General features: G+C 51.5%; 26 protein-coding genes and 2 pseudogenes. 25 read left to right on the forward strand and 3 right to left on the reverse strand.

Going from position 1 to position 26634, the window contains the following annotated elements; translation table 11 throughout:
• The first annotated feature begins 30 nt into the window (after positions 1-30).
• The 5 genes from rpoH to BZG72_RS06250 all read left to right on the forward strand — a co-directional run bounded on the left by rpoH (position 31) and on the right by BZG72_RS06250 (position 4887).
• Positions 31-882: an RNA polymerase sigma factor RpoH gene (gene rpoH / locus BZG72_RS06230; RefSeq protein ID WP_369795704.1), complete on the forward strand. Its 852-nt coding sequence runs from the start codon at positions 31-33 to the stop codon at positions 880-882.
• 319 nt (positions 883-1201) lie between these two features.
• Complete coding sequence (gene glpE, locus BZG72_RS06235) at positions 1202-1540, forward strand: thiosulfate sulfurtransferase GlpE (RefSeq protein ID WP_046074632.1); 339 nt, start codon at positions 1202-1204, stop codon at positions 1538-1540.
• A gap of 20 nt (positions 1541-1560) precedes the next feature.
• Complete coding sequence (gene glpG / locus BZG72_RS06240) at positions 1561-2391, forward strand: rhomboid family intramembrane serine protease GlpG (protein ID WP_046074633.1); 831 nt, start codon at positions 1561-1563, stop codon at positions 2389-2391.
• A gap of 252 nt (positions 2392-2643) precedes the next feature.
• Positions 2644-4005, forward strand: coding sequence for a glycerol-3-phosphate transporter (gene glpT, locus BZG72_RS06245; protein WP_046074634.1), 1362 nt, complete (start codon positions 2644-2646; stop codon positions 4003-4005).
• An 87-nt stretch (positions 4006-4092) separates the two neighbouring features.
• Entirely contained in the window at positions 4093-4887 is a 795-nt protein-coding gene (locus BZG72_RS06250) for a DeoR/GlpR family transcriptional regulator (protein WP_046074811.1), read from the forward strand.
• On the opposite strand, the gene BZG72_RS06255 is transcribed toward BZG72_RS06250, so the two are convergent.
• A complete protein-coding gene (locus tag BZG72_RS06255) occupies positions 4888-5304 on the reverse strand; it encodes a flagellar basal body-associated protein FliL (RefSeq protein WP_046074635.1) in 417 nt (138 codons plus the stop codon).
• Between the two features lie 157 nt (positions 5305-5461).
• Here BZG72_RS06255 and BZG72_RS06260 point away from each other — a divergent pair, with 157 nt between their 5' ends.
• From BZG72_RS06260 to BZG72_RS16225, 12 genes and pseudogenes are all read left to right on the forward strand, one after another.
• Positions 5462-6004: a chorismate lyase gene (locus tag BZG72_RS06260; RefSeq protein WP_046074636.1), complete on the forward strand. Its 543-nt coding sequence runs from the start codon at positions 5462-5464 to the stop codon at positions 6002-6004.
• Positions 6001-6855, forward strand: coding sequence for a 4-hydroxybenzoate octaprenyltransferase (ubiA, locus tag BZG72_RS06265; RefSeq protein ID WP_077666376.1), 855 nt, complete (start codon positions 6001-6003; stop codon positions 6853-6855). Before BZG72_RS06260 ends, ubiA begins: the two co-directional genes overlap by 4 nt.
• A 227-nt stretch (positions 6856-7082) precedes the next feature.
• Positions 7083-7601 (forward strand): Hcp family type VI secretion system effector, encoded by a 519-nt coding sequence (locus tag BZG72_RS06270; protein ID WP_077455008.1) that lies wholly within the window; start codon positions 7083-7085, stop codon positions 7599-7601.
• Positions 7602-7711: 110 nt separating this feature from the next.
• Positions 7712-9691: a type VI secretion system Vgr family protein gene (locus tag BZG72_RS06275; RefSeq protein ID WP_077666377.1), complete on the forward strand. Its 1980-nt coding sequence runs from the start codon at positions 7712-7714 to the stop codon at positions 9689-9691.
• A gap of 3 nt (positions 9692-9694) precedes the next feature.
• The gene (locus BZG72_RS06280; protein WP_077666378.1) at positions 9695-10492 is read left to right on the forward strand and encodes a DUF4123 domain-containing protein; all 798 of its coding nucleotides are present in this window, start codon (positions 9695-9697) and stop codon (positions 10490-10492) included.
• Positions 10482-12107 (forward strand): hypothetical protein, encoded by a 1626-nt coding sequence (locus BZG72_RS06285; RefSeq protein WP_077666379.1) that lies wholly within the window; start codon positions 10482-10484, stop codon positions 12105-12107. Before BZG72_RS06280 ends, BZG72_RS06285 begins: the two co-directional genes overlap by 11 nt.
• Before the next feature lie 203 nt (positions 12108-12310).
• A pseudogene (locus BZG72_RS16585) lies at positions 12311-12401 on the forward strand (glycosyl hydrolase family 26); the annotation flags it as partial.
• A gap of 307 nt (positions 12402-12708) precedes the next feature.
• Positions 12709-13176 (forward strand): hypothetical protein, encoded by a 468-nt coding sequence (locus BZG72_RS16590; RefSeq protein WP_443508078.1) that lies wholly within the window; start codon positions 12709-12711, stop codon positions 13174-13176.
• 9 nt (positions 13177-13185) lie between these two features.
• On the forward strand, positions 13186-13485 hold the full coding sequence (locus BZG72_RS06295) for a PAAR domain-containing protein (RefSeq protein WP_077666380.1): 300 nt from the start codon (positions 13186-13188) through the stop codon (positions 13483-13485).
• A 60-nt stretch (positions 13486-13545) separates the two neighbouring features.
• On the forward strand, positions 13546-14715 hold the full coding sequence (locus tag BZG72_RS06300; protein WP_158075450.1) for a TMEM43 family protein: 1170 nt from the start codon (positions 13546-13548) through the stop codon (positions 14713-14715).
• 163 nt (positions 14716-14878) lie between these two features.
• Positions 14879-15103, forward strand: a pseudogene (locus BZG72_RS06305) (PAAR domain-containing protein); the annotation flags it as partial.
• A gap of 1280 nt (positions 15104-16383) precedes the next feature.
• A complete protein-coding gene (locus tag BZG72_RS16225) occupies positions 16384-16524 on the forward strand; it encodes a hypothetical protein (RefSeq protein WP_158075451.1) in 141 nt (46 codons plus the stop codon).
• Between the two features lie 13 nt (positions 16525-16537).
• Here BZG72_RS16225 and plsB read toward each other — a convergent pair whose 3' ends face one another.
• Entirely contained in the window at positions 16538-18973 is a 2436-nt protein-coding gene (gene plsB / locus BZG72_RS06320) for a glycerol-3-phosphate 1-O-acyltransferase PlsB (RefSeq protein WP_077666384.1), read from the reverse strand.
• A 213-nt stretch (positions 18974-19186) separates the two neighbouring features.
• Between plsB and lexA the strand changes: the two genes are divergently transcribed.
• The 6 genes from lexA to BZG72_RS06350 all read left to right on the forward strand — a co-directional run bounded on the left by lexA (position 19187) and on the right by BZG72_RS06350 (position 25153).
• Positions 19187-19813 carry a transcriptional repressor LexA gene (gene lexA / locus BZG72_RS06325; protein ID WP_077456800.1) on the forward strand — a complete coding sequence of 209 codons (627 nt, stop codon included), beginning with the start codon at positions 19187-19189 and terminating at the stop codon, positions 19811-19813.
• Positions 19814-19933: 120 nt separating this feature from the next.
• On the forward strand, positions 19934-20728 hold the full coding sequence (locus BZG72_RS06330) for a class I SAM-dependent methyltransferase (RefSeq protein WP_327294138.1): 795 nt from the start codon (positions 19934-19936) through the stop codon (positions 20726-20728).
• Positions 20729-21038: 310 nt separating this feature from the next.
• Positions 21039-22148: a cytochrome c oxidase subunit II gene (gene coxB, locus BZG72_RS06335; protein WP_077666385.1), complete on the forward strand. Its 1110-nt coding sequence runs from the start codon at positions 21039-21041 to the stop codon at positions 22146-22148.
• A gap of 9 nt (positions 22149-22157) precedes the next feature.
• Positions 22158-23759 (forward strand): cytochrome c oxidase subunit I, encoded by a 1602-nt coding sequence (ctaD, locus tag BZG72_RS06340; RefSeq protein WP_077578180.1) that lies wholly within the window; start codon positions 22158-22160, stop codon positions 23757-23759.
• Complete coding sequence (locus BZG72_RS06345) at positions 23749-24276, forward strand: cytochrome c oxidase assembly protein (RefSeq protein ID WP_077666386.1); 528 nt, start codon at positions 23749-23751, stop codon at positions 24274-24276. Before ctaD ends, BZG72_RS06345 begins: the two co-directional genes overlap by 11 nt.
• 10 nt (positions 24277-24286) lie before the next feature.
• Entirely contained in the window at positions 24287-25153 is an 867-nt protein-coding gene (locus BZG72_RS06350; protein WP_046074643.1) for a cytochrome c oxidase subunit 3, read from the forward strand.
• 1 nt (position 25154) lies between these two features.
• Here BZG72_RS06350 and BZG72_RS06355 read toward each other — a convergent pair whose 3' ends face one another.
• Entirely contained in the window at positions 25155-25361 is a 207-nt protein-coding gene (locus BZG72_RS06355) for a DUF2909 family protein (protein WP_074213800.1), read from the reverse strand.
• 45 nt (positions 25362-25406) lie between these two features.
• Here BZG72_RS06355 and BZG72_RS06360 point away from each other — a divergent pair, with 45 nt between their 5' ends.
• Together BZG72_RS06360 and BZG72_RS06365 are read left to right on the forward strand one after the other, a co-directional pair.
• Positions 25407-26114 carry an SURF1 family protein gene (locus BZG72_RS06360; RefSeq protein ID WP_158075258.1) on the forward strand — a complete coding sequence of 236 codons (708 nt, stop codon included), beginning with the start codon at positions 25407-25409 and terminating at the stop codon, positions 26112-26114.
• Positions 26111-26632, forward strand: a complete 522-nt coding sequence (locus BZG72_RS06365; protein WP_046074645.1) for a hypothetical protein — start codon at positions 26111-26113, stop codon at positions 26630-26632. The genes BZG72_RS06360 and BZG72_RS06365 overlap by 4 nt, the downstream gene beginning before the upstream one ends.
• Positions 26633-26634: the final 2 nt, after the last annotated feature.

A 26634-nucleotide genomic window follows, 5' to 3' on the forward strand; every position in this document is an offset into this window, starting at 1 on the left:
TTCGGAAACGAGGTTTGAATGACAAAAGAGATGAACGCATTGGCACCGATTGTTCAAGATAACATCGACGGTTATCTGCAAGCGGTAAACAGCCACCCTATGCTCAGCGCTGAAGAGGAGCATTCGCTGGCCGAGCGTCTCCATTATCATGGTGATTTGGAGGCGGCGAAGTCGCTGATCCTATCCCACTTGCGTTTTGTTGTTCATATCGCCCGTGGATACACCGGATACGGCCTCCCGATGGCAGACTTGGTACAAGAAGGCAACATTGGTTTGATGAAGGCGGTGAAGCGCTTCAACCCAGAAGTTGGCGTGCGCCTCGTGTCCTTTGCTGTCCATTGGATCAAAGCTGAAATTCACGAGTACGTATTGCGTAACTGGCGTATCGTTAAAGTGGCAACCACCAAAGCGCAGCGTAAGCTTTTCTTTAACTTGCGTAAAAACAAAAAGCGCTTGGGTTGGTTTAATAACGACGAAGTGAATATGGTCGCAGAGCAACTCGGCGTGGAAGCGTCTGAGGTGCGCGAAATGGAAGCTCGGTTGGCCGCACAGGATGCGACCTTTGAAGCGCCGGCGAATGCCGACGATGAGCGCGAAAGCGGTCCAATGGCCCCTGTCTATTATCTGGAGGACAAAACCTCAGATATTGCCGCGTCGCTAGAGGCGGAAAACTGGGAGTCGCACGCAAACCGCCGATTGGCCAGTGCACTATCCGCATTGGATGAGCGCAGCCAACATATTGTCCGTTCTCGTTGGTTAGACGACAACAAAGCCACGCTGCAAGATCTCGCGGATCATTATCAAGTGTCGGCGGAGCGGATCCGTCAGCTAGAGAAGAACGCGATGAAAAAGCTTAAACAAGCAATGGGTGATGCGCTGTAAGATCGTCTTCGATCAAAGCTGAACCGGCCATGAGGCCGGTTTTTTTATGCCTGTTGCCAGGGAAAAAGAAAAGTGTTGAAGAGGTTATTCACAGCTTATCCTGGATCCTTACTACATATAGTGGATCCGGTATAACGATCATCGCTTATCAACGCAATCCACACCTTTTTCCACAGTCGACTAAAAAACGAACACTGTTGGCGGGGGGAAGCAGACGTGTGAGATCAAACTCAGGTACAATGCGGACTTGTTTCGAGGAGCACGTTATCCTCGTGTGACGTCAGCTGGGAATAACTTTGTGAGTGAAGGGGTAAAAGGTATGGATCAGTTTGCACACATCTCTGTGACCGATGCGTGGGAAATGCTGCGTGATGATCAGCAAAATGCAGTATTAGTGGATATTCGCGATCCACAAACGTTTCAGGTTGCGCACCCTCAAGATGCGTATCACCTAACGAACGATACCTTGGTGGCGTTTATGGATCAGGTTGACTTTGATCAGCCGGTGCTGGTGATGTGTTATCACGGGATCAGCAGCCAAGGCGCGGCGCAGTACTTGATCAATCAAGGCTTCGATGCGGTATATAGTGTCGATGGCGGGTTTGAAGCCTGGCAACGTCAAGCCCTTCCCACCGCGTCGGGTATCGATCTTAAATAGGAGCCTCAATAGGACAGCTCATGCAAAAAATCGCGGTACTGCCAAATGCGCGCTTGGCTCAGGCGTTTGTCGATTATGCGGCAGCGCATCACGTCACTCTTGAACTCGCCCCTGAGCCGGAAACGCAGGTGGCGATTTGGTTGGTGAACGACAACGATAAAGCCTGGGTGGATAGCGAGCTGGAGCGGTTTATCGCTGACCCCATGCATAGCCGTTATCAAGCGGCGTCTTGGCAGGTGGCAGAAACCCGCCATGCCCGTTTTCACTACCCCTCTTCAGGGTTATGGCAAACGGTCAAAGATAAATCTGGTCCGGTGACCTTGGCGGTGATGTGCGCCAGTGTGGTGTTGTTTGCGTTGATGACGCTGGGCGGGTTTGAGGTTGTCGTACGCAGCTTACTGTTTCCGGCTGATAGTGGTCAGCGCTGGCAGCTGTGGCGTCTATTCAGCCATGCGCTCCTGCATTTTTCCGCTTTGCATATTATCTTCAACTTACTCTGGTGGTGGGTGCTTGGTGGTCGCATCGAACGCCTCGGCAGTAGCAGTAAGCTGGTTCAAATCTTTTTATTCGCCGCGCTGTTCTCGGGACTCGGTCAGTATTGGTTGGAAGGGCCTTACTTTGGTGGTCTCTCGGGCGTGGTTTACGCGCTGTTAGGCTATTTATGGTGGATGACTTGGCTGGCGCCCTCGCGTGGCCTCACGGTCGAAAAGCCATATGTTGTCTTTATGCTGGCGTGGTTGGTGATTGGCTTTTTCCAGCCGATGGGCATGAACATCGCCAATATGGCGCATTTATTTGGTCTGATCATTGGCTGTTTGCTCGCTCTGTGGGATGCGAAACGCCATTCTTAGCGGATCGGTACCTCTGTCTACATCGCATTATCTCTATCGCGTAAAGAAAAAAGAGCAGGTAACTGCTCTTTTTTTGTTCGTAAGCGCAATTTTATTGCGTCAGATCTATGTTTTTATGTTCGCTTTCACGGTTTTTGTTTTCAATTTGAGTAATTATTCTACCCGTTGAGCGAATACGAAAATTTATTGCTCACTTCTTTGATTTTTATCCTTTTATAAATCCATCGCGTACATCTTACTGAGGACCCTCTCATGTTTGGAATCTTCCGTCCGGCTGCTCACCGGCAAAGATTGCCTCAAGCGCAGATCGGTGACACCTACACTCGACTGCGCTGGCAACTGTTTATCGGGATTTTTATCGGCTATGCCGGCTACTATCTCGTGCGTAAAAACTTTAGCTTGGCCATGCCGTATTTGATTGATGAATATGGCTTTAGTCGTGGTGATTTGGGGGTAGCGCTCGCCGCTGTGTCCATCGCTTACGGCTTATCAAAATTCTTAATGGGCAGTGTCTCTGACCGCTCAAACCCACGTTATTTCCTAAGTGCTGGGCTGTTAATGTCATCGTTGGTGATGTTCAGCTTTGGTTTCCTTCCTTGGACAACCAGCAGCATTACCATCATGTTTATCCTGCTGTTTATTAATGGTTGGGTACAAGGTATGGGCTGGCCTGCCTGTGGACGCACCATGGTGCACTGGTGGTCACGGAAAGAGCGTGGTGAGCTGGTGTCGGTTTGGAACGTGGCGCATAACGTCGGGGGTGGCTTAATTGGGCCGCTATTCTTGCTCGGCTTGTGGCTGTTTAATGATGACTGGCGTGCGTCTTTTTATGTACCTGCATTTTTTGCCGCATTGGTCGCGGTGTTTATCTGGTTAACGCTACGTGACACCCCACAATCGTGTGGCTTGCCACCGATTGAGGAGTATAAAGACGATTATCCAGAGAACTATGACGAGGAAGCGTTTGAAAAAGAGATGACCGCCAAAGATATCTTCGTCACCTACGTGATGAAGAACCGTTTGCTGTGGTATATCGCGATTGCCAATGCCTTTGTCTATTTGATTCGCTATGGCGTACTCGATTGGGCACCGGTTTATCTTGATGAAGCGAAAGGCTTTACCGTGGATAAATCCTCTTGGGCCTACTTCCTCTATGAATGGGCGGGGATCCCAGGCACCTTATTATGTGGCTGGATGTCTGATAAATTCTTCAAAGGGGCGCGAGCACCTGCCGGTGTGTTGTTTATGGTGCTGGTGACCGTGGCAGTGTTGGTGTACTGGTTTAACCCAGCCGGCAACCCGGGCATCGATATGGTAGCGTTGGTGGCGATTGGTTTCTTGATTTACGGGCCGGTGATGCTGATTGGCCTGTATGCATTGGAGCTGGCACCGAAAAAAGCGGCGGGCACCGCGGCCGGCCTGACCGGTTTATTCGGCTATCTGGGTGGCGCGGTTGTCGCGAACATTGCGCTTGGCTATACCGTCGACCACTTTGGCTGGGATGGTGGCTTTATGCTGCTCACCGGCGGGTGTGGGTTGGCTATCTTCTTCCTGTGTTTGGCATGGGTCGGGGAGCATCGTGTGCGTCGTGACACAGCTGTGCACGCTGTCTAAGTGATCTGTCTTGGCATCGCCTAGTGGCTATGCGTAAACTAGGAAGCCCTCGTGATCGCGGGGGCTTTTTTTGTAAGGGGAGAAGCAGTGAAGCAAAACAAACGTCATCAGCAAATCATTGATCTGGTTAAGTCACAAGGATACGTGAGCACGGAAGACTTGGTTGAGCGCTTCAATGTCAGCCCGCAAACGATTCGACGCGATCTCAATGAATTGGCGGCAGAGAACCACATTCGTCGTCATCATGGTGGCGCGACGGTGCCGTCCAGCTCAGAAAATACCGCGTATGCGACCCGCAAGGTGCTTCAGCAGCAAGAAAAAGACACCATCGCACAGGCCTTGGTCAAACATATTCCTGATGGGGCGACCTTGTTTATCGATATTGGTACCACACCTGAAGCGGTGGCACGTGCGCTACTAGACCATCATAACCTGCGCGTGGTGACCAACAACTTGAATGCGGCCGCGATCTTAATGCCAAAGCAGGACTTTACGGTGATTATTGCGGGCGGCGAGGTACGGAATCGCGATGGGGGGATTGTCGGTGAGGCAACGCTCGATTTTGTCTCTCAGTTTCGGCTCGACTTTGGCATTCTTGGCATCAGTGGTATTGATGATGATGGCTCATTACTCGACTTTGACTACCATGAAGTGCGCGTCAAAAAAGCCATTCTTGATAACAGTCGTTGTGTGATGCTGGCAGCAGACCATACCAAGTTTGGCCGCAATGCCATGGTGAATTTGGGCAATATCACCCAGCTGGATATGGTCTTTACTGACGCAACGCCACCAGCTCAGATCCGTGACATGCTGAGCGCACAGGGAAGCCACCTTGAGGTGATTAGCCACCCTGAGCCCGTCGCTAACGTCACGGCTGAGTGATTATTGATATAAGTATTTTGTGAATAACAGGTCGGTGAGCATGCGGCGATTGGTTTCGGCGAGTAGGTGCTCGTTGACTTTCTCTAAACAGGTTTTGCGAATCGTTTCTCGGCCAGACAACGACTTTATCTGGGTGGCGGTTTGCTGGTTTAGGGTTTCAATAATCACATCGCGGATCAGGGGAGAGTGATACTCCAGCTCACTGACGAGTTTGGGGTTATCGACCATCAACTCGACTTTCACCTTGATAAAACCTAATCGACGACCTTCGGTGACATAGTTGGTGGTAATCTCAGGCTCTAAGGAAAAGTAACTGTATTTGGGGTTACCCTCACCCTCTTCTTGTGCATGGACGGCGGCACTAAGCCAGAACAACACGCTCAGTACGACCATTAATAGGGGTTGTTTTTTACTCATAGTGACCCAGTTATTCCGTTCATGGTGTGACAGGGATAGGCTGAGCGCATTCTCCAAACGCAACCAGCCTGATACAATTACCAGCCGAGTATAGCAACATTGTCCCCCCCTTAGCGGTAAGGACAGGCGAATTTTGCGCGATGTGGCACAGGAAACAATGTCGGAATTAAATCATACCTATTTAGAAGCGCTGCAAACGGCACGCTGGGAGCGACCAGATATTGCGGCGCTAAAGCGCACCGCAGAAGGCAGTTGGTTACTCGAATCACATTCGATGACAGCAAGGTTGAAGCAGCACTGTCATGACTTTGACGTGGATGTGATTGCCGTTTATCAATTAACCCCAGACAAACTGACTGACAGCGAAGTGGCGCTGATTGGCCAAGAGGCTTGTGTGGTGCGTGAAGTGGTATTAAAAGGCGATGGACTTCCTTGGTTGTGCGCGCGTACCTTGATGCCAGCCTCCACCTTAGAAGGACAAGGGGGACACTTGCATGCCTTGGGAACAGAGCCATTAGGCCAACATGTCTTTAAGCAGCGCGCCTCACGGCGAGATGCGATTGAAACCGCTAATGTGGCGTGCTTGTCTCATCAGTTGCATGCGCGTCGCTCTCGGCTTTGGCTCCACAATCGCCCCATGCTAGTGGCGGAATTATTTCTGCCTAGCTCACCTGTGTATGGAAAGGAGATCCCTGCATGAGCGCAAAACTGGCCGCCTTCGGACAGCTAGCCCGTCTAGACCGGCCCATAGGCACGCTATTGCTGTTATGGCCAACCTTATGGGCCTTGTTTCTCGCCGCCGATGGCATGCCGTCACTGTTAACCCTGGTGGTCTTTGTGCTCGGGGTATATATGATGCGTGCCGCCGGGTGTGTGATTAACGATTATGCGGATCGCCATTTCGATGGCCATGTTAAGCGCACCAAAGATAGGCCCTTACCGGCCGGACGGATCAGCGAAAAAGAAGCGCTCGGCTTTTTTATTATGTTGGTATTCGGTGCGTTTTTGCTGGTGCTCACCCAAAATCGTTTGACCATTCAGCTTTCTTTTGTCGGCGTCGCGCTGGCGTTTATTTATCCTTTTATGAAGCGCTACACCCATCTGCCTCAGTTAATATTAGGGCTGGCGTTTAGCTGGGCGATCCCCATGGCGTTTGCGGCGGCGCAAAATGCGCTGCCACCAGTGGTTTGGTTGCTGTTTTTCGCCAACATTTGTTGGACCATCGCTTACGACACCTTGTATGCCATGGTCGACAGAGACGATGACGTGAAAATTGGTATCAAATCGACGGCGATTCTATTTGGCCGCTGGGATAAAGCGACGGTGGGTGGCTTACAATTATTAACCCTCGGGCTGCTGATGCTCGCTGGGCAGTGGTTGGCGCTGTCGCCAGCCTATCAGTGGAGCTTATTGGCCGCCTTTGCATTGTTTGTCTATCAGCAATACCTCGCCAGAGAGCGCGAGCGGATGGCGTGCTTTAAAGCCTTTTTGAACAATAACTATGTCGGCCTAGTGATTTTTATTGGTGTATTGTTGGGTGTATACGGGTAGTTTCGTGGGTCTGACAACAAACGTGCAGGTTGGGTGAGTCAACTTTTATTCCCAAGCAACTTTTTGCTCAGCTTGGCAACTTCTTGCTTGTAGCCGAGCAAAAAGTTGCTTGGGGATTATTAAGTGCCTGTAAAATAAGAAAATAAAAACTGGCATGCTTTTCGCAATGTAACGTTTACCACAGTGAATAGGCTGTGCTGAATAATTAAACGTTTATAGGAGCGATTATGCCAACGCCATGTTATATCTCGATTGAAGGTGAAACCCAGGGACTGATTACTGCCGGTGCGTGTACCGCAGACTCCATCGGTGATGCGTTTGTTGAAGGTCACGAAGATGAAATGCTGGTTCAGCAGTTTGACCATAATGTGACGGTGCCCACTGACCCGCAGTCAGGCCAGCCTTCTGGCCAACGTGTTCACAAGCCATTCAAATTCACTGTCGCGCTCAACAAAGCGGTGCCGCTGCTTTATAACGCGCTGTCTTCAGGTGAAAAAATGTCTACCGTTGAGCTGAAGTGGTACCGCACCTCGATTGAAGGCAAACAAGAAAACTTCTTTACCACTAAGCTGGAAAGCGCCTCTATCGTAGACATCCATTGCGAAATGCCACACTGCCAAGATCCTGCCAAGTCTGATTTCACTCAGAATCTTACGGTCTCTATGTCATACCGTAAAGTTATCTGGGAGCACGTTAACGCGGGCACATCTGGCTCAGACGACTGGCGCAAGCCTATCGAAGCTTAATCCTCGCCTTGATGAGGAAACCGCAGCCTGCCTATTGGGCGGGCTGCATCGCGTTCAGTCTTGTGTTCATTGAGAGCATTGACTTGTTTCGACAGAAAGGAAGGTAAGTGATGGCAACACTTCATTATACATTCAGTATTAAAGGCTTAGCGGATGAATGCTTTGTCGTGAGAGGGTTTGAGGGCCAAGAAGTCCTCTCTGATGATAACCGCGTTGATGGAGGGTGCCATGGCTTTCGCTACGATATTGAGTTGGCAAGCCGACATACCGACCTAAAACCGGAGCAAGTGATTGATGCAACGGCAGTACTCACTATGTACCGCAATGGTGAGGTGGCGCAGCGCTTTCATGGTGTTGTCAAGCGCTTTACTCAAGGCGATATTGGTCATCACCATACCTTTTACTCGCTCACCTTGGTCCCAGCCCTCGAGCGACTTGCACTTCGTCATAACAGCCGTATTTTTCAGCATAAGACGGTGCAAGACATTATTGCTGAGCTGCTGCTGGAAATGGGGGTGGAAGACCACCAATTCTCTCTGTCTCGCAAGCTTGAAGAGCGTGAGTTCTGTGTCCAGTATCGTGAGACGGATTTAGCCTTTATTGAGCGTCTTGCCGCCGAAGAAGGCTTGGTTTACTACTTTGCGCATAGCCAAGACAAGCACATGCTCATCTTTTGTGATGACAACAGCGCACTGACCGCCCTCGAAGCCCCGATCATTTATAACAGTACCGCGGGAGGCGAAGCCGATACGCCTTATGTTTGGTCTTTCGCCAAGCAAACTCAAACCGCGGTCTCTGATGTGTACCTTAAAGACTATAGCTTCAAAAAGCCTGCCTATAGCTTTATGCAACAACAGGTCGGTGATGATATGGCTTACCAACGGCAAACCTATCAACACTTTGATGCGCCAGGCCGTTATAAAGATGATGCCAATGGTCGCGCCTTTAGCCAAGCAAGGCTCGATTATTTACGCCGCGATGCGCGCCTGGCAACCGGGCAAAGCAATCAACCGTTGCTGCGTGCAGGTACTAAGTTCACACTCAGTGAGCACCTCGCCGATGAGATGAACGCCGATTGGTTGGTGGTCTCTATCACGCGTAAGGGGGAGCAACCCCAGGCACTAGAAGAGGCCGGCAGCACAGGGCAAACCACCTACTCTAATCAATTTAAAGTCGTACCTGCCGCCACGCCTTGGCGGGCAACGCCACAGCCTAAACCTCAGGTGGATGGACCAATGATGGCCACGGTCGTGGGCCCTGAAGGTGAAGAAATCTTCTGTGATGAACATGGTCGAGTGAAGGTACATTTCCCCTGGGACAGAGAGTCAGAAAGAGACGAACATAGCTCGTGCTGGGTGCGCGTGTCGCAAGGCTGGGCCGGGGCGCAGTACGGCTTTATGGCTATCCCGCGTATTGGCCATGAAGTGATTGTGTCGTTCTTAAATGGCGATCCCGACCAGCCCATTATTACCGGGCGGACTTATCACGCCACCAACACCCCGCCATATCCACTCCCTGAGTTTAAAACCAAAACGGTATGGCGCAGTGACAGCCATCAAGGTGAAGGCTACAACGAGCTCAGTTTTGAAGACCAAGCCGACAGTGAGCGTGTGTACCTAAAAGCACAAAAAGACAATCAAGTCGATGTCGGCAACTCACAGCAGATCCGTGTTAATTATGATCACAAGCTCGACATTGGTCATGATGAAAACCACGTGGTCGCCAACGATCGCACGTTAACCGTAGAAGGGTCACAATCGCATGCCACGAAAGGGAGTCATGTGAGCGAGGTCAACGGCGATAAGCACCAAAAAGTCGATGGCGACTGGGCGGCCAAAGTCGCGAGTGCGATTGGCTTTAATGCCGACGGCGACATCACCATTAAAAGCGGCGCTAAAATCACCCTGCAAGTGGGCGGCAGTTTTGTGGTGATTGATAGCAGTGGCGTGGCCATTGATGGGGCCAAAATCCTGATTAAGTCAGGCGGCTCACCAGGCGGGATCCCTCTGCCTTCCAGTCCGGCTACCCTCAGCGCCGCAGCCGCAGAAGGCAGTGCGTTTGTTGCGAATTGTCCGCCAAGTGAGGGCTAAGCCATGAGCGAATACCGGTATGCGGTGGTAGACCGTGCGGTGGTGCCCCATATCCTCTCCTTAGCCGACGACCATGAGGCAGCGTCGTGGTGTGTCTTTTTRCCTCCAGTGGATGACGACTTTGCTCAGGTTGCCCCTTATTTGGTCGAGCTTCCTCCCGCGCTTGAGGACTACTTGCAAGCGCGCCGTGAGCCGTGGGGATTTGCCTTTACCACCGAGCAACCGGCGAAGGTTGTGCTCAATCACCTAAGAGCCTTGCTCTCGGTGTACAAAGAAGGTAACCCGGCCCCCATTTTCTGTCGCTATTACGATCCGCGTATCATCTGGGCGCTGTTAGATGCCTGCAAGGTGCCGCAACAGTACTATGTGTTTGGCCCCATGACAGCGATACAAACCGGGTACCCACAGGCGCGTGAGATGGCGCTCACGCCCATTAAAGTACATCGCCCGCTGACCGAATTGGTGTTATCTGACACGCAATATCAAGCAGTGCTCGACCAGTGCATGGTTAACCTCAAGCAAGATGTGCAAGCGATATTACAGGCGCTGCCCACACCTGCCTCAGACGGTGACCCAGACAGAGGCGTATTCGCCGATACCCTAGTGACGCAATTAACCCAATGGGGCGTCACCGTCGTGACCGATATCAAAACCATCGCGTCCTTGTGTGTCTCACACAATGTTTCCGATTGGGAGGCCTTGCCCGCCGCATGGCATGCCGAGCTCTCTCATTCCCAACTACCTGGCAGCTACCGCGTGAAAACATTGGTAGCCAAATTAGGAGGCCAACATGAGCTGTAATCATCCCCCCGGCGAGGCGTGTCATTGTAATCGCACCGAGCCTTGCCTGATTGGTTATGCGGTGACCGCAGGCGATAGCACACAACAATATCGTGGTGGCGAAGTGATAGGCGAGCCAGTTGTTGTGATTGATGAAGGCGAGGGCGCAGAGGTTGACATTACCCTTGAAGGGAGTTGCCAAGACGCAAAACCGACCTGCCCGAACGGCTATGTGACTGATAATGAAGGCTTTGCGAAAGATTTATCGGTTGGGCAGAACAGTGGTATTACTGTGCGCTCCCCACAGACGGGCGCCTTTGGGTTGTGGGATGCCTTCATGCTGATGTTGGCGGAAGACACCCAGGATGCGTTGCCTTGCAAGGAATATCAAATTTGTGTGACACAGTGCGCAGGGGAGCCGCAGGAGGAAAGCCAAATCCTCTACACGCCCGCCTGGTTTGATAGCATCGTGTCCGCTATCTTAGGCAAGCTACTTGACGATAGCCTGTCTTTTAAGGTTTACCCCAAAGTCGTACTAAAAAGTGAACTAACGCTGTCCTACAAAAAAGAGACAGAAGAAAAATCGGATGAAGAGCGTTATGACGAGCGCACCGCGCGGTACGAGGAATATCTCAGAAACGGCGGCGCGGAAACGCATCATCGCACCGAGATCCCCAAGCATGAAATCAAAAAGAAGTTTTCGCTGGAGGGCAGTCTCTCGATCAAAGAAGGCAGCACGGAAACGAAGTTTGGCACGGGGTTAACGTACGAAAATAGCAACTACTTACATACGCGTGACGTGCAAGATGAATTTGAAAATATACGCGACCAATTAGAACTGATTTCTAGCATTATCGACACCGTCGGTATGATCAAGTCAGGTATGTATCGAGACACGGGCGAAGAAGACATTAAGCTGGTGAGTTGGGAATTTAAACCGCCGGTGCTCAAATTGGGGGGCAGTCAAACCACCACACTCAGTGATAAAGGCCAGCTCATGACCGTGGGTAAAACCACATTGAGCCTCGACCCCTTATTTGATTTTTCCATCACCTTAGACTTGATACTTGCGGCAGCCGCGTATTTTAAAATCAAAAACCTGGTGCAAAAGCTTCGCGAAGAGGCGCAAAAGCTGGAAGACAAGGTGAAAGCCGGTCAGCAAGGCGCCTACTTTGGCGCTGAGTTTTTTGTCATGGCCGCCACCAGTATCAAAACCGAGGGCAGCATTGAATGTGTGCCTAATAAGTCGCCGACGTATGCCTTTGATGCCGAGCAGGCCGTCACAATGACCACCGAGATAGGGATACGAAGTGGCGTTAACGTCTGGGTATTAGAGGGGCTGTTTGAATTGACAGGCGGTATTGTCGCCAATGCCAAGTGCGTACTTAAAGGCGGAGAGGATAAAACCGAGCTTATCTTCTGCCATGAAGGCATTAAGGCTTATGTCAAAATGAAGGTCACGTTTAGCACGAAAAATCCCAACGAGAAGAGTTCAAACAGCCAAGGCGGCTTTGATGGCTGGGAGAGTGAGAACTCCGCGGCCACAAGCGAAGAAGAAACACAAGAGTGGGTGTGGGTTGAGCCTTTAAGTGCCGATGACTCTCCATACCGCACCACACTATTTGGTGGCGACTAGCAGAGGATACCATGAGAGCCATAACGTTAATTTTAACTGTCATTTTATTAGCCGGATGCTTTGGAGATAAAGAAATGAGGCAAGCGAGAGAGCAGGTTTCAACCGTTGATATCGAGATTGATAACGAAGGCGAGAATCCCCCCGTGTTGTACACCGCCAATATCAGCTCACAGACCATGTATTGCAATGGGTTGGTTAATGGTATTGATGCCATAGACAACCTAAGTTCGACCGCGGCCACCTTCTCTTCGGGGTTTAACGCTACCGCCTACTTACAGCCGGGTGAAAATCAAATAAACATGCGAGTTTTACCTTCGGGGGCGTACGAGGACGATTTTACTTATCGTGCGGATGATACCTGCCAGGTCACCCTGTATGGCNAGTTTTACCTTCGGGGGCGTACGAGGACGATTTTACTTATCGTGCGGATGATACCTGCCAGGTCACCCTGTATGGCGCGTTTCCAGACGGCACCAAAAAAGAAATCTCCAACCTGACGGCCACCGTAGAAGACGGCAAACCGACGATTAAAGACTCTACTACCTATCCGGCCAATCACCAGTCACCACTGGTGAATGTCGATGGCTCAGTTCGTGGCCCTGTGACTAAGTTTTCTCGTCCTATTCATATCAAAACCTTACCGCGTTGGCGCTGGGTGGATGCGACACCGTTTGATAAAAACAACCCACGGCATATGAAAATGCTGCACCGCGCTTACAGCCACCTTATCACCTTGCTCGAAAAGCGTGACTTTGAAGGGTTAAAAATGGCCTGGTCACTCTCGAACCGAGAGAAAGCGAAAGCCGAAGCCTATATGACCGAGCCGGATGAATTTTTTGATGTAATGGATTTGCCTGGAGATTTTGAACGGGCTTCTGATGTCCAAGCAGAACCAAGGCGCGAATGGCATGAGTACTCATTAAAGAGCCTTATGGATGGACGTTTAGTCAGATTAGAGGATCAACGTGGTATGTCTCCAATCAGATATGGCTCGGATGAATTAGATTTAATTACGAGTCTGGATCCGTTCTTCGCCATCATTGATGGGCGTATGGTCATTGCACGCTAAGGAGGCGCTATGCCAGGGGCAGCACGATTAGGCGATACCGCCGGCGGACATGGGTGCTTTCCGCCCACCGCAGTGACCAGCGCCAGTGCTGGGGTGGTGATTAATGGCAAGCCGGCGGCAAGAGTGGGGGATGCAGCCGCCCCACACGGTTGCCCATGCCCAAAAACGCCACATGGCTTTCATGGCCGCCAGATTGCCGCGGGCTCAACTGGGGTAGTGATTGATGGTAAACCCGCCGCCCGCATTGGCGATGCGCTCAACTGTGGCGGCGTATTGGTGTCAGGCTCCGGGGATGTCATTATTGGCTAGAGGCGGCAACGCCCCTAGCTACTTCATTCAAAAAAACTGATAAATAGGATCATGGTAAACATGAGTGATGACCATATTACTGAGATATCGTCGCAATCTTGGTTAAGCCGTTTAGGTGGCGCGATTAAGGGTGTTTTTTTTGGCTTTTCACTTTTTGCTATTTCGATTTCATTGTTATTTTGGAACGAAGGCCGAGCAGTAGAAAGATATAAGACTCTGAAAGAGGGAAGCGGATTAGTGCAATCTATCCCGAATGACCGAGTGAATGCTGCTCACCAAGGGGATCTGGTGCATCTGACGGGAAGAGCCATCACGGACGATACCGTAAAAGACAGTATGTTTGGAATTCAAACGCCTGCTCTGAAGCTGCAGCGCAGAGTAGAAATGTATCAATGGCAGGAAAGCTCTACTTCTAACACGCGGAAGAAGCTAGGTGGTGGGACAGAAACAGTCACTGAATACTCTTACAGTAAAGGTTGGTCCAGTGATACGGTATCGTCGTCTAACTTTGTAGAGTCAGAAGGTCACCAAAACCCTGGAGTAATGCCATTCAAGTCTCAAACTTATGCAGCACAGCCGATTACTGTTGGTGCATTTACGTTATCTTCATCTTTAGTGAATAAGCTGAACAACTACACGCGCTATCGAATTGATAGTGCCGATCTGTCTCAATATCCACTGGCGCGCGTATATAATGGAGGAATTTATGTTGGTAATACACCCGCATCTCCAGAAATAGGTGACTTACGCATCGAATATTACGTGGCGTTGCCAGCTCAAGTGAGTCTGATTGCTGCCCAGTATGGCAGCAGCTTTCAGCCATACCACACTGAGAGTGGTGGCGATATTCAAATGCTGCGGCTAGGCAACCTCTCTGCGGATGTGATGTTTGATAAAGCACAAAGCGATAATCAGATATTTACATGGATAATCCGCTTGGTGGGGATTTTAATAATGGCGTTAGGAATCGGACTGATATTATGGCCGATATCAGTCTTCGCTGACGTGATCCCTTTTATCGGGACTATCCTTGGTGTCGGCGCTGTATTAGTGGCGGTTTTATCAGCGTTTATGATATCAATGATAACTATTGCGATCGCTTGGCTGTACTACCGCCCGATACTTGCTGCAACCTTGATAATAGGCGCGCTGGCATGTGTTGTACTATTGCGAGTCCGGTTTAAGTCTTTGTCTAAAGATATGGAAATAGAGCGCTCAGCGTCTGCTTGAGTTCTTTGAGACTAGTTAATTATTTTCAGTAATATCCTTCAATATTAATAAGTTGGACAGCTTAGGCCGTATAAGCATAACAGCGGTATGAGTCCGAATCAGGCAGGGGAAGAATACTGAATTAACAATAAACCGGTAGCCAGTTTTTCTGGACCACTGCGCTAGCGCTGGGGTGATGATTAATGGCAAGCCGGCGGCAAGAGTGGGGGATGCAGCCGCCCCACACGGTTGCCCATGCCCCAARACGCCACATGGCTTTCATGGCCGCCAGATTGCCGCGGGCTCAACTGGGGTAGTGATTGATGGTAAACCCGCCGCCCGCATTGGCGATGCGCTCAACTGTGGCGGCGTGCTGATATCAGGCTCCGGGGATGTCATTATTGGTTAGAGGCGGCAACGCCTCTAGCTACTTCATTATGAGATACAAGCGAGTCGAGATGAAAAAGATTGCTGCTGTACTCTGCCTGTTTTTATTGACCGGCTGCTGGAGTGATGCAGACATGATGCAAGCGAGAGAGCAGGTTTCAACCGTTGATATCGAGATTGATAAAGAAGGCGAGAACCCGCCGGTGTTGTACACCGCTAATATCAGCTCACAGACCATGTACTGCAATGGGTTGGTTAATGGTATTGATGCCATAGACAACCTAAGTTCGACCGCGGCCACCTTCTCTTCGGGGTTTAACGCTACCGCCTACTTACAGCCGGGTGAAAATCAAATAAACATGCGAGTTTTACCTTCGGGGGCGTACGAGGACGATTTTACTTATCGTGCGGATGATACCTGCCAGGTCACCCTGTATGGCNCCCGTGTTGTACACCGCCAATATCAGCTCACAGACCATGTATTGCAATGGGTTGGTTAATGGTATTGATGCCATAGACAACCTAAGTTCGACCGCGGCCACCTTCTCTTCGGGGTTTAACGCTACCGCCTACTTACAGCCGGGTGAAAATCAAATAAACATGCGAGTTTTACCTTCGGGGGCGTACGAGGACGATTTTACTTATCGTGCGGATGATACCTGCCAGGTCACCCTGTATGGCGCGTTTCCAGACGGCACCAAAAAAGAAATCTCCAACCTGACGGCCACCGTAGAAGACGGCAAACCGACGATTAAAGACTCTACTACCTATCCGGCCAATCACCAGTCACCACTGGTGAATGTGGATGGCAGTGTGCGTGGGTATTTGAATGAGTTTGCACGCCCCATTCATATCAAAACCTTACCGCGTTGGCGCTGGGTGGATGCCACCCCGTTCGATGAAAACAACCCCAAGCACATGAAAATGCTGCACCGCGCTTACAGCCACCTTATCACCTTGCTCGAAAAGCGTGACTTTGAAGGGTTAAAAATGGCGTGGTCACTCTCGAGCCGAGAGAAAGCGAAAGCCGAAGCCTATATGACTGAGTCGGATGAATTTTTTGATGTGATGGACTTGCCGAGTAAGTTTGAACACGCTGATGATGCTGATGTAAAACCAAGACGTGAGTGGCATGAGTACACGGTGAAAAGTTATATGGGCGGGAAGCTAGTAAAGTTAGAAGACGAGCGAGGAATGTCACCGCTAAGGATTAATTCAAAGAAACTGGATTGGGTTTATTACACGAATCCGTTTTTCGCCATCATTGATGGACGTATGGTGATTGCACGTTAAGGAGGCGCTATGCCAGGGGCAGCACGATTAGGCGATACCGCCGGCGGACATGGGTGCTTTCCGCCCACCGCAGTGACCAGCGCCAGCGCTGGGGTGATGATTAATGGCAAGCCGGCGGCAACGCCTCTAGGTCTTCTAACACAGTATTGAAAACTATCTTCAGTTATGACTTGTTCAATGGCTGATTAAGCACTGCTTGAATGGTCAATTGCACCTCGGGGGAAATCAACTCACATACCAGATCGTTGAGCGCGGCGATACGCTCTGCATTGGCCTTGGCATCATCGTCCAAATAGCCTTGCTCGCGCAAGGTGTCGACAAAAATGGAGAACACTCGCTTGTCAAAGAACTCAGGGGCGTTGATCCCATGCAAACGGCTGAGTCGCTGCGCCAGCATCTGGCTGTGTTTTTCCAAATCACGCTTATCAATATGCGGCTGGTGGCTGAATAAGGTAAGCGTAATCGCGTAGCGCTGTAGCGTTTCGGCAATGGTGCGGCCGAGTAATTGCAGCTCACCGAGCTTGGCATTATTCATGGTCACTTTGCCATCGTCACAGCACAGCAGCGACTGGTCGTGCATTGCGTGCAGTAAGGCTTCGAAGTAGCTTTCAAGGCCGGCTTGGTCAAAGCTCATAAAGAGTTCCGCTTTGAGCAAGGGGTACAATTGCTGCACGCAGGCGCGCAAGCCGGATCGGCTAATCGATTTGTGGGTCACCAATATTTGCGCGATCAGCGACGGCAGCGCCACCAGATGAATGACATTGTTGCGATAGTAGGTCATCAAGATCGCTTGCTGGCGATCCAGAGAAATGACTTCACCCATGGTGTCTTTTTCGACCACCAATTTGTTGAGTGATAACGCGTGATCGACCAGATCCGCCGGTGAATCTTGAGGCACACTGCTGCTCGCCGAGTAGGGAGCCTGTGTCAGCAGGGCTTGATACACCCCTAACTGGGCCTCGAGCGCTTCACGGCTTAAGGCGCGCTGACGTGAGGCTAGCAACGCGGTGGCGCACAAGTTGAGAGCATTGGTCGCGGCGGCATCGTTGATATGGGTCATTACCTTGGTCGCCAAATCACTGACGACCGGATTCATCCACGCCGGTTTTTGCGGCTCCATCGGGTTAATGTAATCGTGCCAGTCAGGCACTTGCTCATTGAGATGTTGGTTGAGCGCAATGGGTTCACCAAAGTTCACGTAACCCAAGCCGTAGTTACGCAGCTTACGCACGATCCCTAATACTTGGCCGACGCTTTCTTTCTCTTTGCGCTGGCCTTGGAGCTCTTTGGCGTAAGTGTTGACCTCCATCACGTGCTCATAGCCGATATAGACAGGCACCAAGGTAATAGGGCGTTGTTGGCCGCGAAGCATCGCCTGTAGGGTCATGGCGAGCATCCCGGTTTTCGCTGGCAGTAGGCGGCCTGTACGAGAACGGCCGCCTTCGGCAAAGTACTCGACCGAGTAACCACGGGCAAACAGTTCTGCGAGATACTCACGGAATACGGTGGAATACAGGCGATTGCCTTTAAAGCTGCGGCGAATAAAGAAGGCACCACCACGGCGGAATAAGGGGCCGGCCGGGAAGAAGTTGAGGTTCACACCGGCGGCGATATGCGGTGGCACCAAGCCCTCTTTGTATAACACGTATGAAAGTAGCAGGTAATCCATGTGCGAGCGATGGCAGGGCACGTAGACAATCTCGTGGCCATCTTGCGCGAGTTGACGCACACGCTCGGCGTTGTTGACATGAATGCCTTGATAGAGCTTATTCCACAGCCAAGTAAGAATGCGGTCACTGTAACGGATCAAGCGATAGGAAAAGTTGGCGGCGATCTCCTCCATCATATCGACCGCTTCTTTGCGCACTTTATCTACTGACACATCGCGCGTTTGCGCTTCATCGTGCACCACCTTGTCGATGGCTTTCGACGCAAGCAGCCGCTTAAACAGTAAGCCGCGATTGGGCAAGCGTGGTCCTGAAGCGGCGAGCTTTTGGCGTGAGAAATGGATCATCGCCACGCGCGCCAGTTTATGGGCGATAGCCTGGTCGGTGCCGTGCTTATCGGCCATATAGCGTAGCGATACCGCTTGGCTAAGTCGCACCATGCCATCGCGGCCACGGGTGAGGATGGTCCACAGTTTTTCTGGTCCATTCATCGCCCGCAGAATCGCTTGGTGGCGCTGGGTCTCATTGCCCGGATCGCGCTGCCATAGCACGGAGGCTGGGACGAGCTGGATATCTAATTCGCTATCTTGGCGGTGTAAGTGAAGTAAGTCTTTAAAATGCGCGAGCGAGCGCGCAGGCAGATCGTCATCCCCAGAAAACACCTTGCGTCCGTGGCTAATAAACACGTAGCGCGGCAAAGTGACATCGCCAATGGTCAAGGGCGTTAACGGATCGGGCAACCCCTGGCGTAAGCAGGTGCGCCGTAAGGTTAATAAATCGGTGTGAGACTGAAACGGCAACACATACACAATAGGGCGTGCGAGTGACAGATTAAGCTGTTCGACCGGTTCAGAGGGAATACATTGGGTGTTTACCCAGGCAGAAAGCGGCAAATTCAATAGCTTGTAATAAATCTTTTGCCAGAGAGCCATGATTGTCAGTGCCTCAAATTCAAAATGCGCGCCAAGGATAGCAGAAAAGTGCCGCGAACTTGCAAACAAAGGTCGAGATTTGCCATTAGCCTGCGCGTAATCGACGATATTCGCGATAATGAGATCGGCTTCTCGTGGCGTTAATTAGTGCTTTTCAAGCTGCATTTTACTGGATATACTCACAGTTAACTGTATAAAAAGACAGGTAAGAGCATGAAGCCGTTAACCGCGAGACAGCAACAAATCTTCGATTTGATTAAAGCCCACATTGAAGAAACAGGAATGCCCCCGACCCGTGCCGAAATCGCCCGTCAATTGGGTTTTCGTTCGGCGAATGCCGCAGAGGAGCATTTAAAAGCCTTGGCCCGTAAAGGTGTGTTGGAAATCATTCCAGGGGCATCACGTGGTATTCGTTTGATCAGTGAAGAAGAGGTGGTGACGCCGGAAGAGCAAGGGCTGCCTTTAATTGGGCGTGTTGCTGCCGGTGAGCCGATACTGGCGCAAGAGCACGTCGAAAGCCACTATCAGGTCGATCCTGCTCTGTTCAAGCCCAATGCGGACTTCCTACTTCGTGTCAATGGCATGAGCATGAAAGACATTGGTATTCTCGACGGTGATTTGCTCGCCGTCCACAAAACGCAAGATGTGCATAACGGCCAGGTGGTGGTTGCCCGTGTCGATGATGATGTGACGGTTAAACGGCTTGAGAAGAAAGGCGCACAAGTGGTACTTCATGCTGAAAACGATGAATTTATGCCAATTTCGGTGGATTTGACCGCACAATCGCTGACGATTGAAGGCGTTGCTGTGGGGGTGATCCGCAATACCGACTGGATGTGATCTTGACCGTGGCGGGCGATAGCGTCCGCCATTGGAACGCGGTTAAAAAAACACCTTTGCATTCTTGCTCAGTTAAACGATAATTATTATCATCAGTGATTATCGTGTGTGGAGGTGTCCGTGCGTACACAACAGCATTCTGTTCCCAGTAAGCTATTTAAGCCAATGTGGCTGCGCAGTCGTGAGAGCCTGACTGACGACGGCGTGATCTATGATCCCATGGCGGCGGCTGCCTGCCAGGGGTGCGTGTTGCAGCCTGAATGCGATTGGCACAACCTAGATCAAACCCAGCTTCTCTATGCCACGCTGACCAGTCAATGTGACGCGATTGTAAAACAATTCTTAGCCCAGCATCCCACTGCGTGGATTATTAACGTGGGTGGCGGACTCGATACCCGTTTTTATCGACTAGATAACGGCCGCTGTCGCTGGTTGGAAGTGGACGTAGACGAAACCCTGCTCTGGCGAGAGCGCTTGTTTCATACCAGTGAGCGTTTTCGCATGGTGCAAGGCTCGGTCAAGCAGCTTGATTGGCTGGCGCAGTTGGCGGTGCCGGCAGGTCATCCCACCATGCTGATTTGCGATCAAGCCTTGTTAGAGTGCACTAACCAAGAAATTTCTGCCTTTTGCCACCACATTAGCCGTTATTTTCCTCAACTGGAGGCTTGCTTGGTCTTAGCGGGGGATAAATGTCATACCCGAATGGGTCAAAAACTCGGCTGTGAGCACTATCAACATGGGTTCACCGACCCCAGAATGGCGATTATTAATGCGTTACCTTGGGCGTGTCGTGTGGAAGAAAAATCTCCGCTCGATAAGCCGTGCCCCCGGTGGCGTCTATGGCAGCGTGCACTGGCCGCGATGCCTCGCTATCGCCTCCGCTTTACGCCGGTGGTGCTACATATCGAAATCTGATGCCATGGCGGCCCCCTGCTTACTGTGTTGAGCATCAGTATGTGCTTGGCATCACAATCTTTTTCCCTCTGTTTTTTTGTCCTTTGGGCAAACCTCTCCTAAATTGAATGTAAATAAAACGTTAATGGTTGTGACCAGCTGTATCGAGGTTTTTCCTTAACGACGGCTTGCTGATATCGCTACTCTGACCGCTATAACAGCGTGCGACGTTGATATGTGGCGACAAGCAGTAAGGCTTTGCATTGATGCCGTGAGGCAGGAGGGAGCCGTGCTGAGGCACCAAAGACGAATCCTAGCGCTGAGTTTAACAATGTTCAGTGGCGGTGCAGTAGCCACAGAGCGCGAAGGCTGGAATCTCACCCAAGGGGTGACGGCCATCAGCCAGCAGGTGTATGACCTGCATATGACCATTTTCTACATCTGTGTCGCGATTGGCGTACTGGTGTTTGGGGTGATGTTTTGGGCCATCATCCGTCACCGTAAATCCAAAGGCGCGAAGCCTGCCTCATTTCATGAAAGTACCAAGGTAGAAATTGCGTGGACGCTCGTGCCGTTTTTAATTTTGGTGGGCATGGCGATTCCGGCCACCCAGGTGTTACTCGATATGGAAGACACTACCGAGCCGGAACTCACGGTGCAGGTAACGGGATCACAATGGAAGTGGCATTACCGCTATTTTGACCATGACGTTGCCTTCTTTTCACTGCTTGCCTCAAGTCCTGAACAAATCCGCAATGAGAGACAAAAGCGGGACACTTATTTGCTCGAGGTCGACCAGCCGCTGGTGTTGCCAGTTGGGCGTAAGGTGCGCTTTTTGATTACTTCGCAAGATGTGATTCATTCGTGGTGGGTGCCTGCCTTTGCGGTGAAAAAAGATGCTAACCCCGGCTTTATCAATGAGGCGTGGACCAAAATTGATAAGCCCGGCATTTATCGCGGCCAATGTGCAGAGCTGTGCGGTAAAGACCACGGCTTTATGCCGATTGTGGTGATCGCCAAGCCTCAAGAGGAATTTGATGCTTGGGTGCAAGAAACGGCGCTAGCACAGCAAAAAGCGCGCGAAGAGGAGCAACGCTTGCTGGACATGGAAATGCCGATGGATGAACTGATGGCGCTAGGCAAACAAGTGTACGACAGCCGCTGTGGCATGTGTCACCAAAGCGAAGGACAAGGGATGCCGGGCGTGTTCCCTGCGTTGGCCGGCGCTGAGATTGCCATTCAGCCAGATAGATTGGTCGACCATATCGATATCGTCGTCAACGGCAAGGCAGGCACCGCCATGCAAGCGTTTGGTCCGCAACTGTCGCTCAAAGAATTGGCGGCGGTGGTGACCTACGAGCGCAATGCGTGGGGCAATGACACCGGTGATACCGTACAAGCTGCGCAAATCAACGCGGTGAAGTCAGGTGAAGATCTTTAGGAGCGCGTGATGACAGATACTACCCCAGATACCTTGCATGACGATCATCACCATAAACCGCGTGGGATCATGCGTTGGGTGTTGACCACCAACCACAAAGATATTGGCTCCATGTATCTGATTTTCAGCTTCACCATGTTTTTACTGGGTGGGGCGATGGCGATGGTGATCCGCGCTGAGCTTTTTCAGCCCGGCCTGCAACTGGTTGAGCCTAACTTTTTCAACCAAATGACCACAGTACATGGGCTGATCATGGTGTTTGGCGCGGTGATGCCTGCGTTTACCGGTTTGGCTAACTGGATGGTGCCGATGATGATAGGGGCGCCGGACATGGCGCTGCCACGGATGAATAACTGGAGCTTTTGGATCCTGCCGTTTGCGTTCTTACTGCTGATTGGCTCCTTGTTTATGGAAGGTGGCGGCCCTAACTTTGGCTGGACGTTTTACGCGCCGCTGTCGACCACTTATAGCCCAGACAGTACCGGCTTGTTTGTGTTTGCCCTGCATATTATGGGGATAAGCTCAATCATGGGCGCTATCAATGTGATTGTCACCATCACCAATATGCGCGCGCCGGGCATGACCTACATGAAAATGCCGCTGTTTGTTTGGACTTGGTTGATCACGGCCTTTTTGTTGATTGCGGTGATGCCGGTATTGGCAGGGGCCGCCACCATGGTGCTTACCGATAAATACTTTGGCACCAGCTTTTTTGATGCCGCGGGGGGCGGCGACCCGGTTTTGTTCCAGCATATTTTCTGGTTCTTTGGTCACCCCGAGGTCTACATCATGATTTTGCCAAGCTTTGGCATTATCTCGGCAATCGTCCCTGCGTTCTCGCGCAAGCGCCTGTTCGGCTATAGCTCGATGGTATACGCCACCGCCTCGATTGCGGGGTTAAGCTTTTTAGTATGGGCGCACCATATGTTCACCACCGGGATGCCGGTGTTTGCCGAATTATTTTTCATGTTCTGTACCATGCTGATCTCTGTGCCCACTGGGGTGAAGGTCTTTAACTGGGTCGCCACCATGTGGCGGGGCTCCTTGACCTTTGAAGTGCCCATGTTGTTTGCGATTGCCTTTATCGTCTTGTTCACCATCGGCGGTTTTTCTGGCTTGATGCTGGCGATCACCCCGGTCGATTTTCAGTATCACGACACCTATTTTGTGGTCGCACATTTCCACTATGTGCTGGTTTCGGGCGCGGTGTTCTCGATTATGGCCGCGGCTTACTACTGGCTCCCTAAGTGGACGGGCCATATGTTTAATGAAACCTTGGCCAAGTGGCACTTTTGGTGTTCGGTGATTTCGGTCAATGTGCTTTTCTTCCCCATGCACTTTCTGGGGCTGGCGGGGATGCCGCGCCGGATCCCCGATTATGCCCTGCAGTTTGCTGACGTAAACGCCATTGTCAGCATCGGTGGCTTTGCCTTTGGTTTATCGCAACTCATCTTCTTGGTCGTCGTGGTTAAGTGCGCGCGTGGTGGCGCCCCAGCGGCTGCCAAGCCTTGGGATGGCGCTGAAGGGCTAGAATGGACCGTGCCATCGCCCGCACCGTATCACACCTTTGAGACACCGCCTGATCTCAAGGAGGTGCGAGATGGCCACTAAATCAACCCGCTCCGCTCGTCGATTATTGTTGTTAGCGGTGGCCATGTTTGGCTTTGCGTTTGCCTTAGTGCCTTTGTACGACGTGTTCTGTGAGGTGACAGGGATCAACGGCAAAACCGATAACGAGTCGGCCGCATCCAGTGCGGGTATTGACCAAGACCGCTTGGTGACCATTGAGTTTATCGCCTATATCAACCCGGGGATGCGCTGGACGTTCGAGCCCCAAGTCAACCAGATGAAAGTGCACCCGGGTGAGACCCACACGATTAATTATCTCGCAACGAACAACGCACGCTATGACACCATTGGCCAAGCCGTGCCTTCGGTCTCGCCGGGTTTAGCCGCACAGTACTTAAACAAAATTGAATGCTTTTGTTTTAACCGTCAGCCATTGCCGCGTGGCGAGGATGCCTCTTTACCGCTGATCTTTTACGTGGATCCTGAGTTGCCGGACGATATTAACCACTTAACGCTGGCTTACACCTTGTTTGATGTGACTGCCAGCGCCAAGGAATAAGGAGGCGCTCATGGCGACGCCTGAACGTTATTATGTCCCTGCCGCGAGTATTTGGCCGATCGTGGGTGCGGTGGCGCTGTTTTTGATTGCCGCTGGTGCGGGTGCGACCGTGGGTGGCTTATTTGGTGGCAACGGCCCTTGGTTGTTGCTGGCAGGCACTGTGCTTATTTTGATTATGCTCACCGGCTGGTTTCGCGACGTGATCCGCGAATCCATGCAAGGGCTTTACTCGGCGCAAATGGACCGTTCTTTTCGCCAAGGAATGAGCTGGTTTATTTTCTCTGAGGTAATGTTTTTTGGTGCCTTCTTCGGCGCGCTCTTTTATGCCCGCTTTATCGCCGTCCCTTGGCTGGGTGGTGCGAGCAATAACGCGATGACCGCGGCGGTGCTGTGGCCAGATTTTGTCGCCCAGTGGCCGTTGACCCTCACGCCTGGAGGGATTGAAACCACTGCGATGCCGGCAATGGGACTGCCCTTACTTAACACGCTGATCCTACTTACCTCATCGGTCACGCTCCATATTGCCCATACCGCGATTGAAAAAAATCAACGTGAGCGATTGAAAGGCTTTTTACTGGTGACAGTGCTGCTTGGGGCGCTGTTTATGTTCTTTCAAGGCGAAGAGTATGTGCACGCCTATCAAGAAATGAATCTGCGGCTCGACTCCGGGGTGTATGGCAACACCTTCTATTTATTAACCGGCTTTCATGGCCTACACGTAACCTTGGGTACCATTATGCTGTTGGTGGTGTGGCTGCGTGTGATGCGTGGGCATTTTAGCCCTGAACATCACTTTGGCTTTCAAGCCAGTGCCTGGTATTGGCACTTTGTCGATGTGGTCTGGCTATGCCTGTTTGTCTTTGTGTATATCTTGTAGCTCAGTAAGGGCGCGGGTTGGGGGCAATCCAGCCCATGGATAGCGCAATCAGCAATAACACGAAGACAACCACGGAAAACAGCACACGCCGACCGAGATAACGTGACAAAGGCACAGCGCTATCGCCTTTTAGTAGCACCGGCAATGCACGGAAGAGATTAAACAGAATAAAAATCAGTAAACAAATCAGAATGGCTTTGACCAACATAAGCGCTCCTTAGCGCAATAGGTAATCATGAAACAAGGACGGCGAATGGGGTTTCTGATATTGACTGTGGTTGTGGTCTTGCTGCTCGTCAAGTTAAGCCATTGGCAATGGACGCGTGGCGAGCAAAAAGCCCAACATCTGGCACAGTTTGAGGCCAATCAAGCACCAGGTTCACTCGCAAGCGCGGTGCAAAAAGGGCAATTTCTGGCGATCGATGGCCAGTTTCGCCCCGAGTTTGCCGTGTGGCTCGATAATCAGACCCACCAAGGTCGCGTAGGCTATCGCCTTTTTCTTCCCTTCATTCCAAACCAGCAGCCATCGCGATGGTGGCTAGTGGAACTGGGTTGGGTGGCCGCGCCTGCTGTGCGTGCCTTGCCGGCGGTGCCCGCGTTGGCATCGCGCTATCAGCTGTCTGGCTTTATTGATACACCGTCCAGGCGGGTGGTGCTCAAGAAAGAAACGGCATCGCATAAGTGGCCCGCTCGGGTGCAGCGCATTGACTTACAAGCACTTAAGGCTCAAATGCCCGCGCTGGAGGCGCAGTGGTTGATACGGGCAGAAAAACTGGTGGATGTGACCACGCCGAGCACAGATGCCTTGGCGCAAGCGGGGGTGACACCGGTGTGGCAGCCGGTGGTGATGCCGCCAGTAAAACATTATGGCTATGCCTTGCAGTGGGCGTTAATGGCGCTCGCGGTCAGTATTGGCGCGGGCATCTGGTGGTACAAAACTAAACAGAGGGAAGCGGTGTGAAAGGACGCATGACGCTCGTGGCTTTGATTGGCATCTTTGTCTTGCCCGTGGTGGTGGCGAAATTGGTGTTGGAGCAAAGTTGGTATGAAAAAGGGGTCACCAATTACGGACAGTTTCTCACTGAGCCGGCGACCTTGAATTGGTTACCTGAGCAAGGCCAGTGGCGGTTGATTTATCGGGTGCCAGAGCAATGTGACTCTGTGTGCGAGCAAGCGCTGTTTCAGTTAACACAAATTCCGATTGCGGTCGGCAAAGAGCGCGATCGGGTCAGTAGCGTGGCACTGACGAGCTCCGCCCCGAAAGCGCCGGAGGTACTGACATGGCAAACCCTGACCACAGAGCAAGCGCGGGCATGGCAGCAGCAAGCGTTTGATAAAAATACCATCTATCTTAGCGATCCGATGAATAATGTGGTGCTGGCCTATCCGGTCAGTGATGATAAAACGAAGTGGGTCGCGCAAGGCAAAGGCTTGTTACGCGACCTCAAACGGCTCCTTAAATTGTCAAAGGTAGGCTGATT

It is taken from the genome of Salinivibrio sp. PR6, assembly GCF_001995955.1.
Classification (GTDB): Bacteria; Pseudomonadota; Gammaproteobacteria; order Enterobacterales; family Vibrionaceae; genus Salinivibrio; species Salinivibrio siamensis.

Bases quoted from the DNA above. Each gene is read 5' to 3' on its own strand.
- BZG72_RS06350 (WP_046074643.1), top strand. From the start codon at position 24,287: ATGGCGACGCCTGAACGTTATTATGTCCCTGCCGCGAGTATTTGGCCG.
- BZG72_RS06275 (WP_077666377.1), top strand. From the start codon at position 7,712: ATGGCAACACTTCATTATACATTCAGTATTAAAGGCTTAGCGGATGAA.
- BZG72_RS06255 (WP_046074635.1), bottom strand. From the start codon at position 5,304: ATGAGTAAAAAACAACCCCTATTAATGGTCGTACTGAGCGTGTTGTTC.
- BZG72_RS06270 (WP_077455008.1), top strand. From the start codon at position 7,083: ATGCCAACGCCATGTTATATCTCGATTGAAGGTGAAACCCAGGGACTG.
- BZG72_RS06285 (WP_077666379.1), top strand. From the start codon at position 10,482: ATGAGCTGTAATCATCCCCCCGGCGAGGCGTGTCATTGTAATCGCACC.
- BZG72_RS06260 (WP_046074636.1), top strand. From the start codon at position 5,462: ATGTCGGAATTAAATCATACCTATTTAGAAGCGCTGCAAACGGCACGC.
- BZG72_RS06360 (WP_158075258.1), top strand. From the start codon at position 25,407: ATGGGGTTTCTGATATTGACTGTGGTTGTGGTCTTGCTGCTCGTCAAG.
- BZG72_RS16225 (WP_158075451.1), top strand. From the start codon at position 16,384: ATGCCAGGGGCAGCACGATTAGGCGATACCGCCGGCGGACATGGGTGC.
- glpT (WP_046074634.1), top strand. From the start codon at position 2,644: ATGTTTGGAATCTTCCGTCCGGCTGCTCACCGGCAAAGATTGCCTCAA.
- BZG72_RS06300 (WP_158075450.1), top strand. From the start codon at position 13,546: ATGAGTGATGACCATATTACTGAGATATCGTCGCAATCTTGGTTAAGC.
- BZG72_RS06345 (WP_077666386.1), top strand. From the start codon at position 23,749: ATGGCCACTAAATCAACCCGCTCCGCTCGTCGATTATTGTTGTTAGCG.
- glpG (WP_046074633.1), top strand. From the start codon at position 1,561: ATGCAAAAAATCGCGGTACTGCCAAATGCGCGCTTGGCTCAGGCGTTT.
- coxB (WP_077666385.1), top strand. From the start codon at position 21,039: ATGTTCAGTGGCGGTGCAGTAGCCACAGAGCGCGAAGGCTGGAATCTC.
- glpE (WP_046074632.1), top strand. From the start codon at position 1,202: ATGGATCAGTTTGCACACATCTCTGTGACCGATGCGTGGGAAATGCTG.
- ubiA (WP_077666376.1), top strand. From the start codon at position 6,001: ATGAGCGCAAAACTGGCCGCCTTCGGACAGCTAGCCCGTCTAGACCGG.
- plsB (WP_077666384.1), bottom strand. From the start codon at position 18,973: ATGGCTCTCTGGCAAAAGATTTATTACAAGCTATTGAATTTGCCGCTT.
- BZG72_RS06295 (WP_077666380.1), top strand. From the start codon at position 13,186: ATGCCAGGGGCAGCACGATTAGGCGATACCGCCGGCGGACATGGGTGC.
- ctaD (WP_077578180.1), top strand. From the start codon at position 22,158: ATGACAGATACTACCCCAGATACCTTGCATGACGATCATCACCATAAA.
- lexA (WP_077456800.1), top strand. From the start codon at position 19,187: ATGAAGCCGTTAACCGCGAGACAGCAACAAATCTTCGATTTGATTAAA.
- rpoH (WP_369795704.1), top strand. From the start codon at position 31: ATGAACGCATTGGCACCGATTGTTCAAGATAACATCGACGGTTATCTG.
- BZG72_RS06355 (WP_074213800.1), bottom strand. From the start codon at position 25,361: ATGTTGGTCAAAGCCATTCTGATTTGTTTACTGATTTTTATTCTGTTT.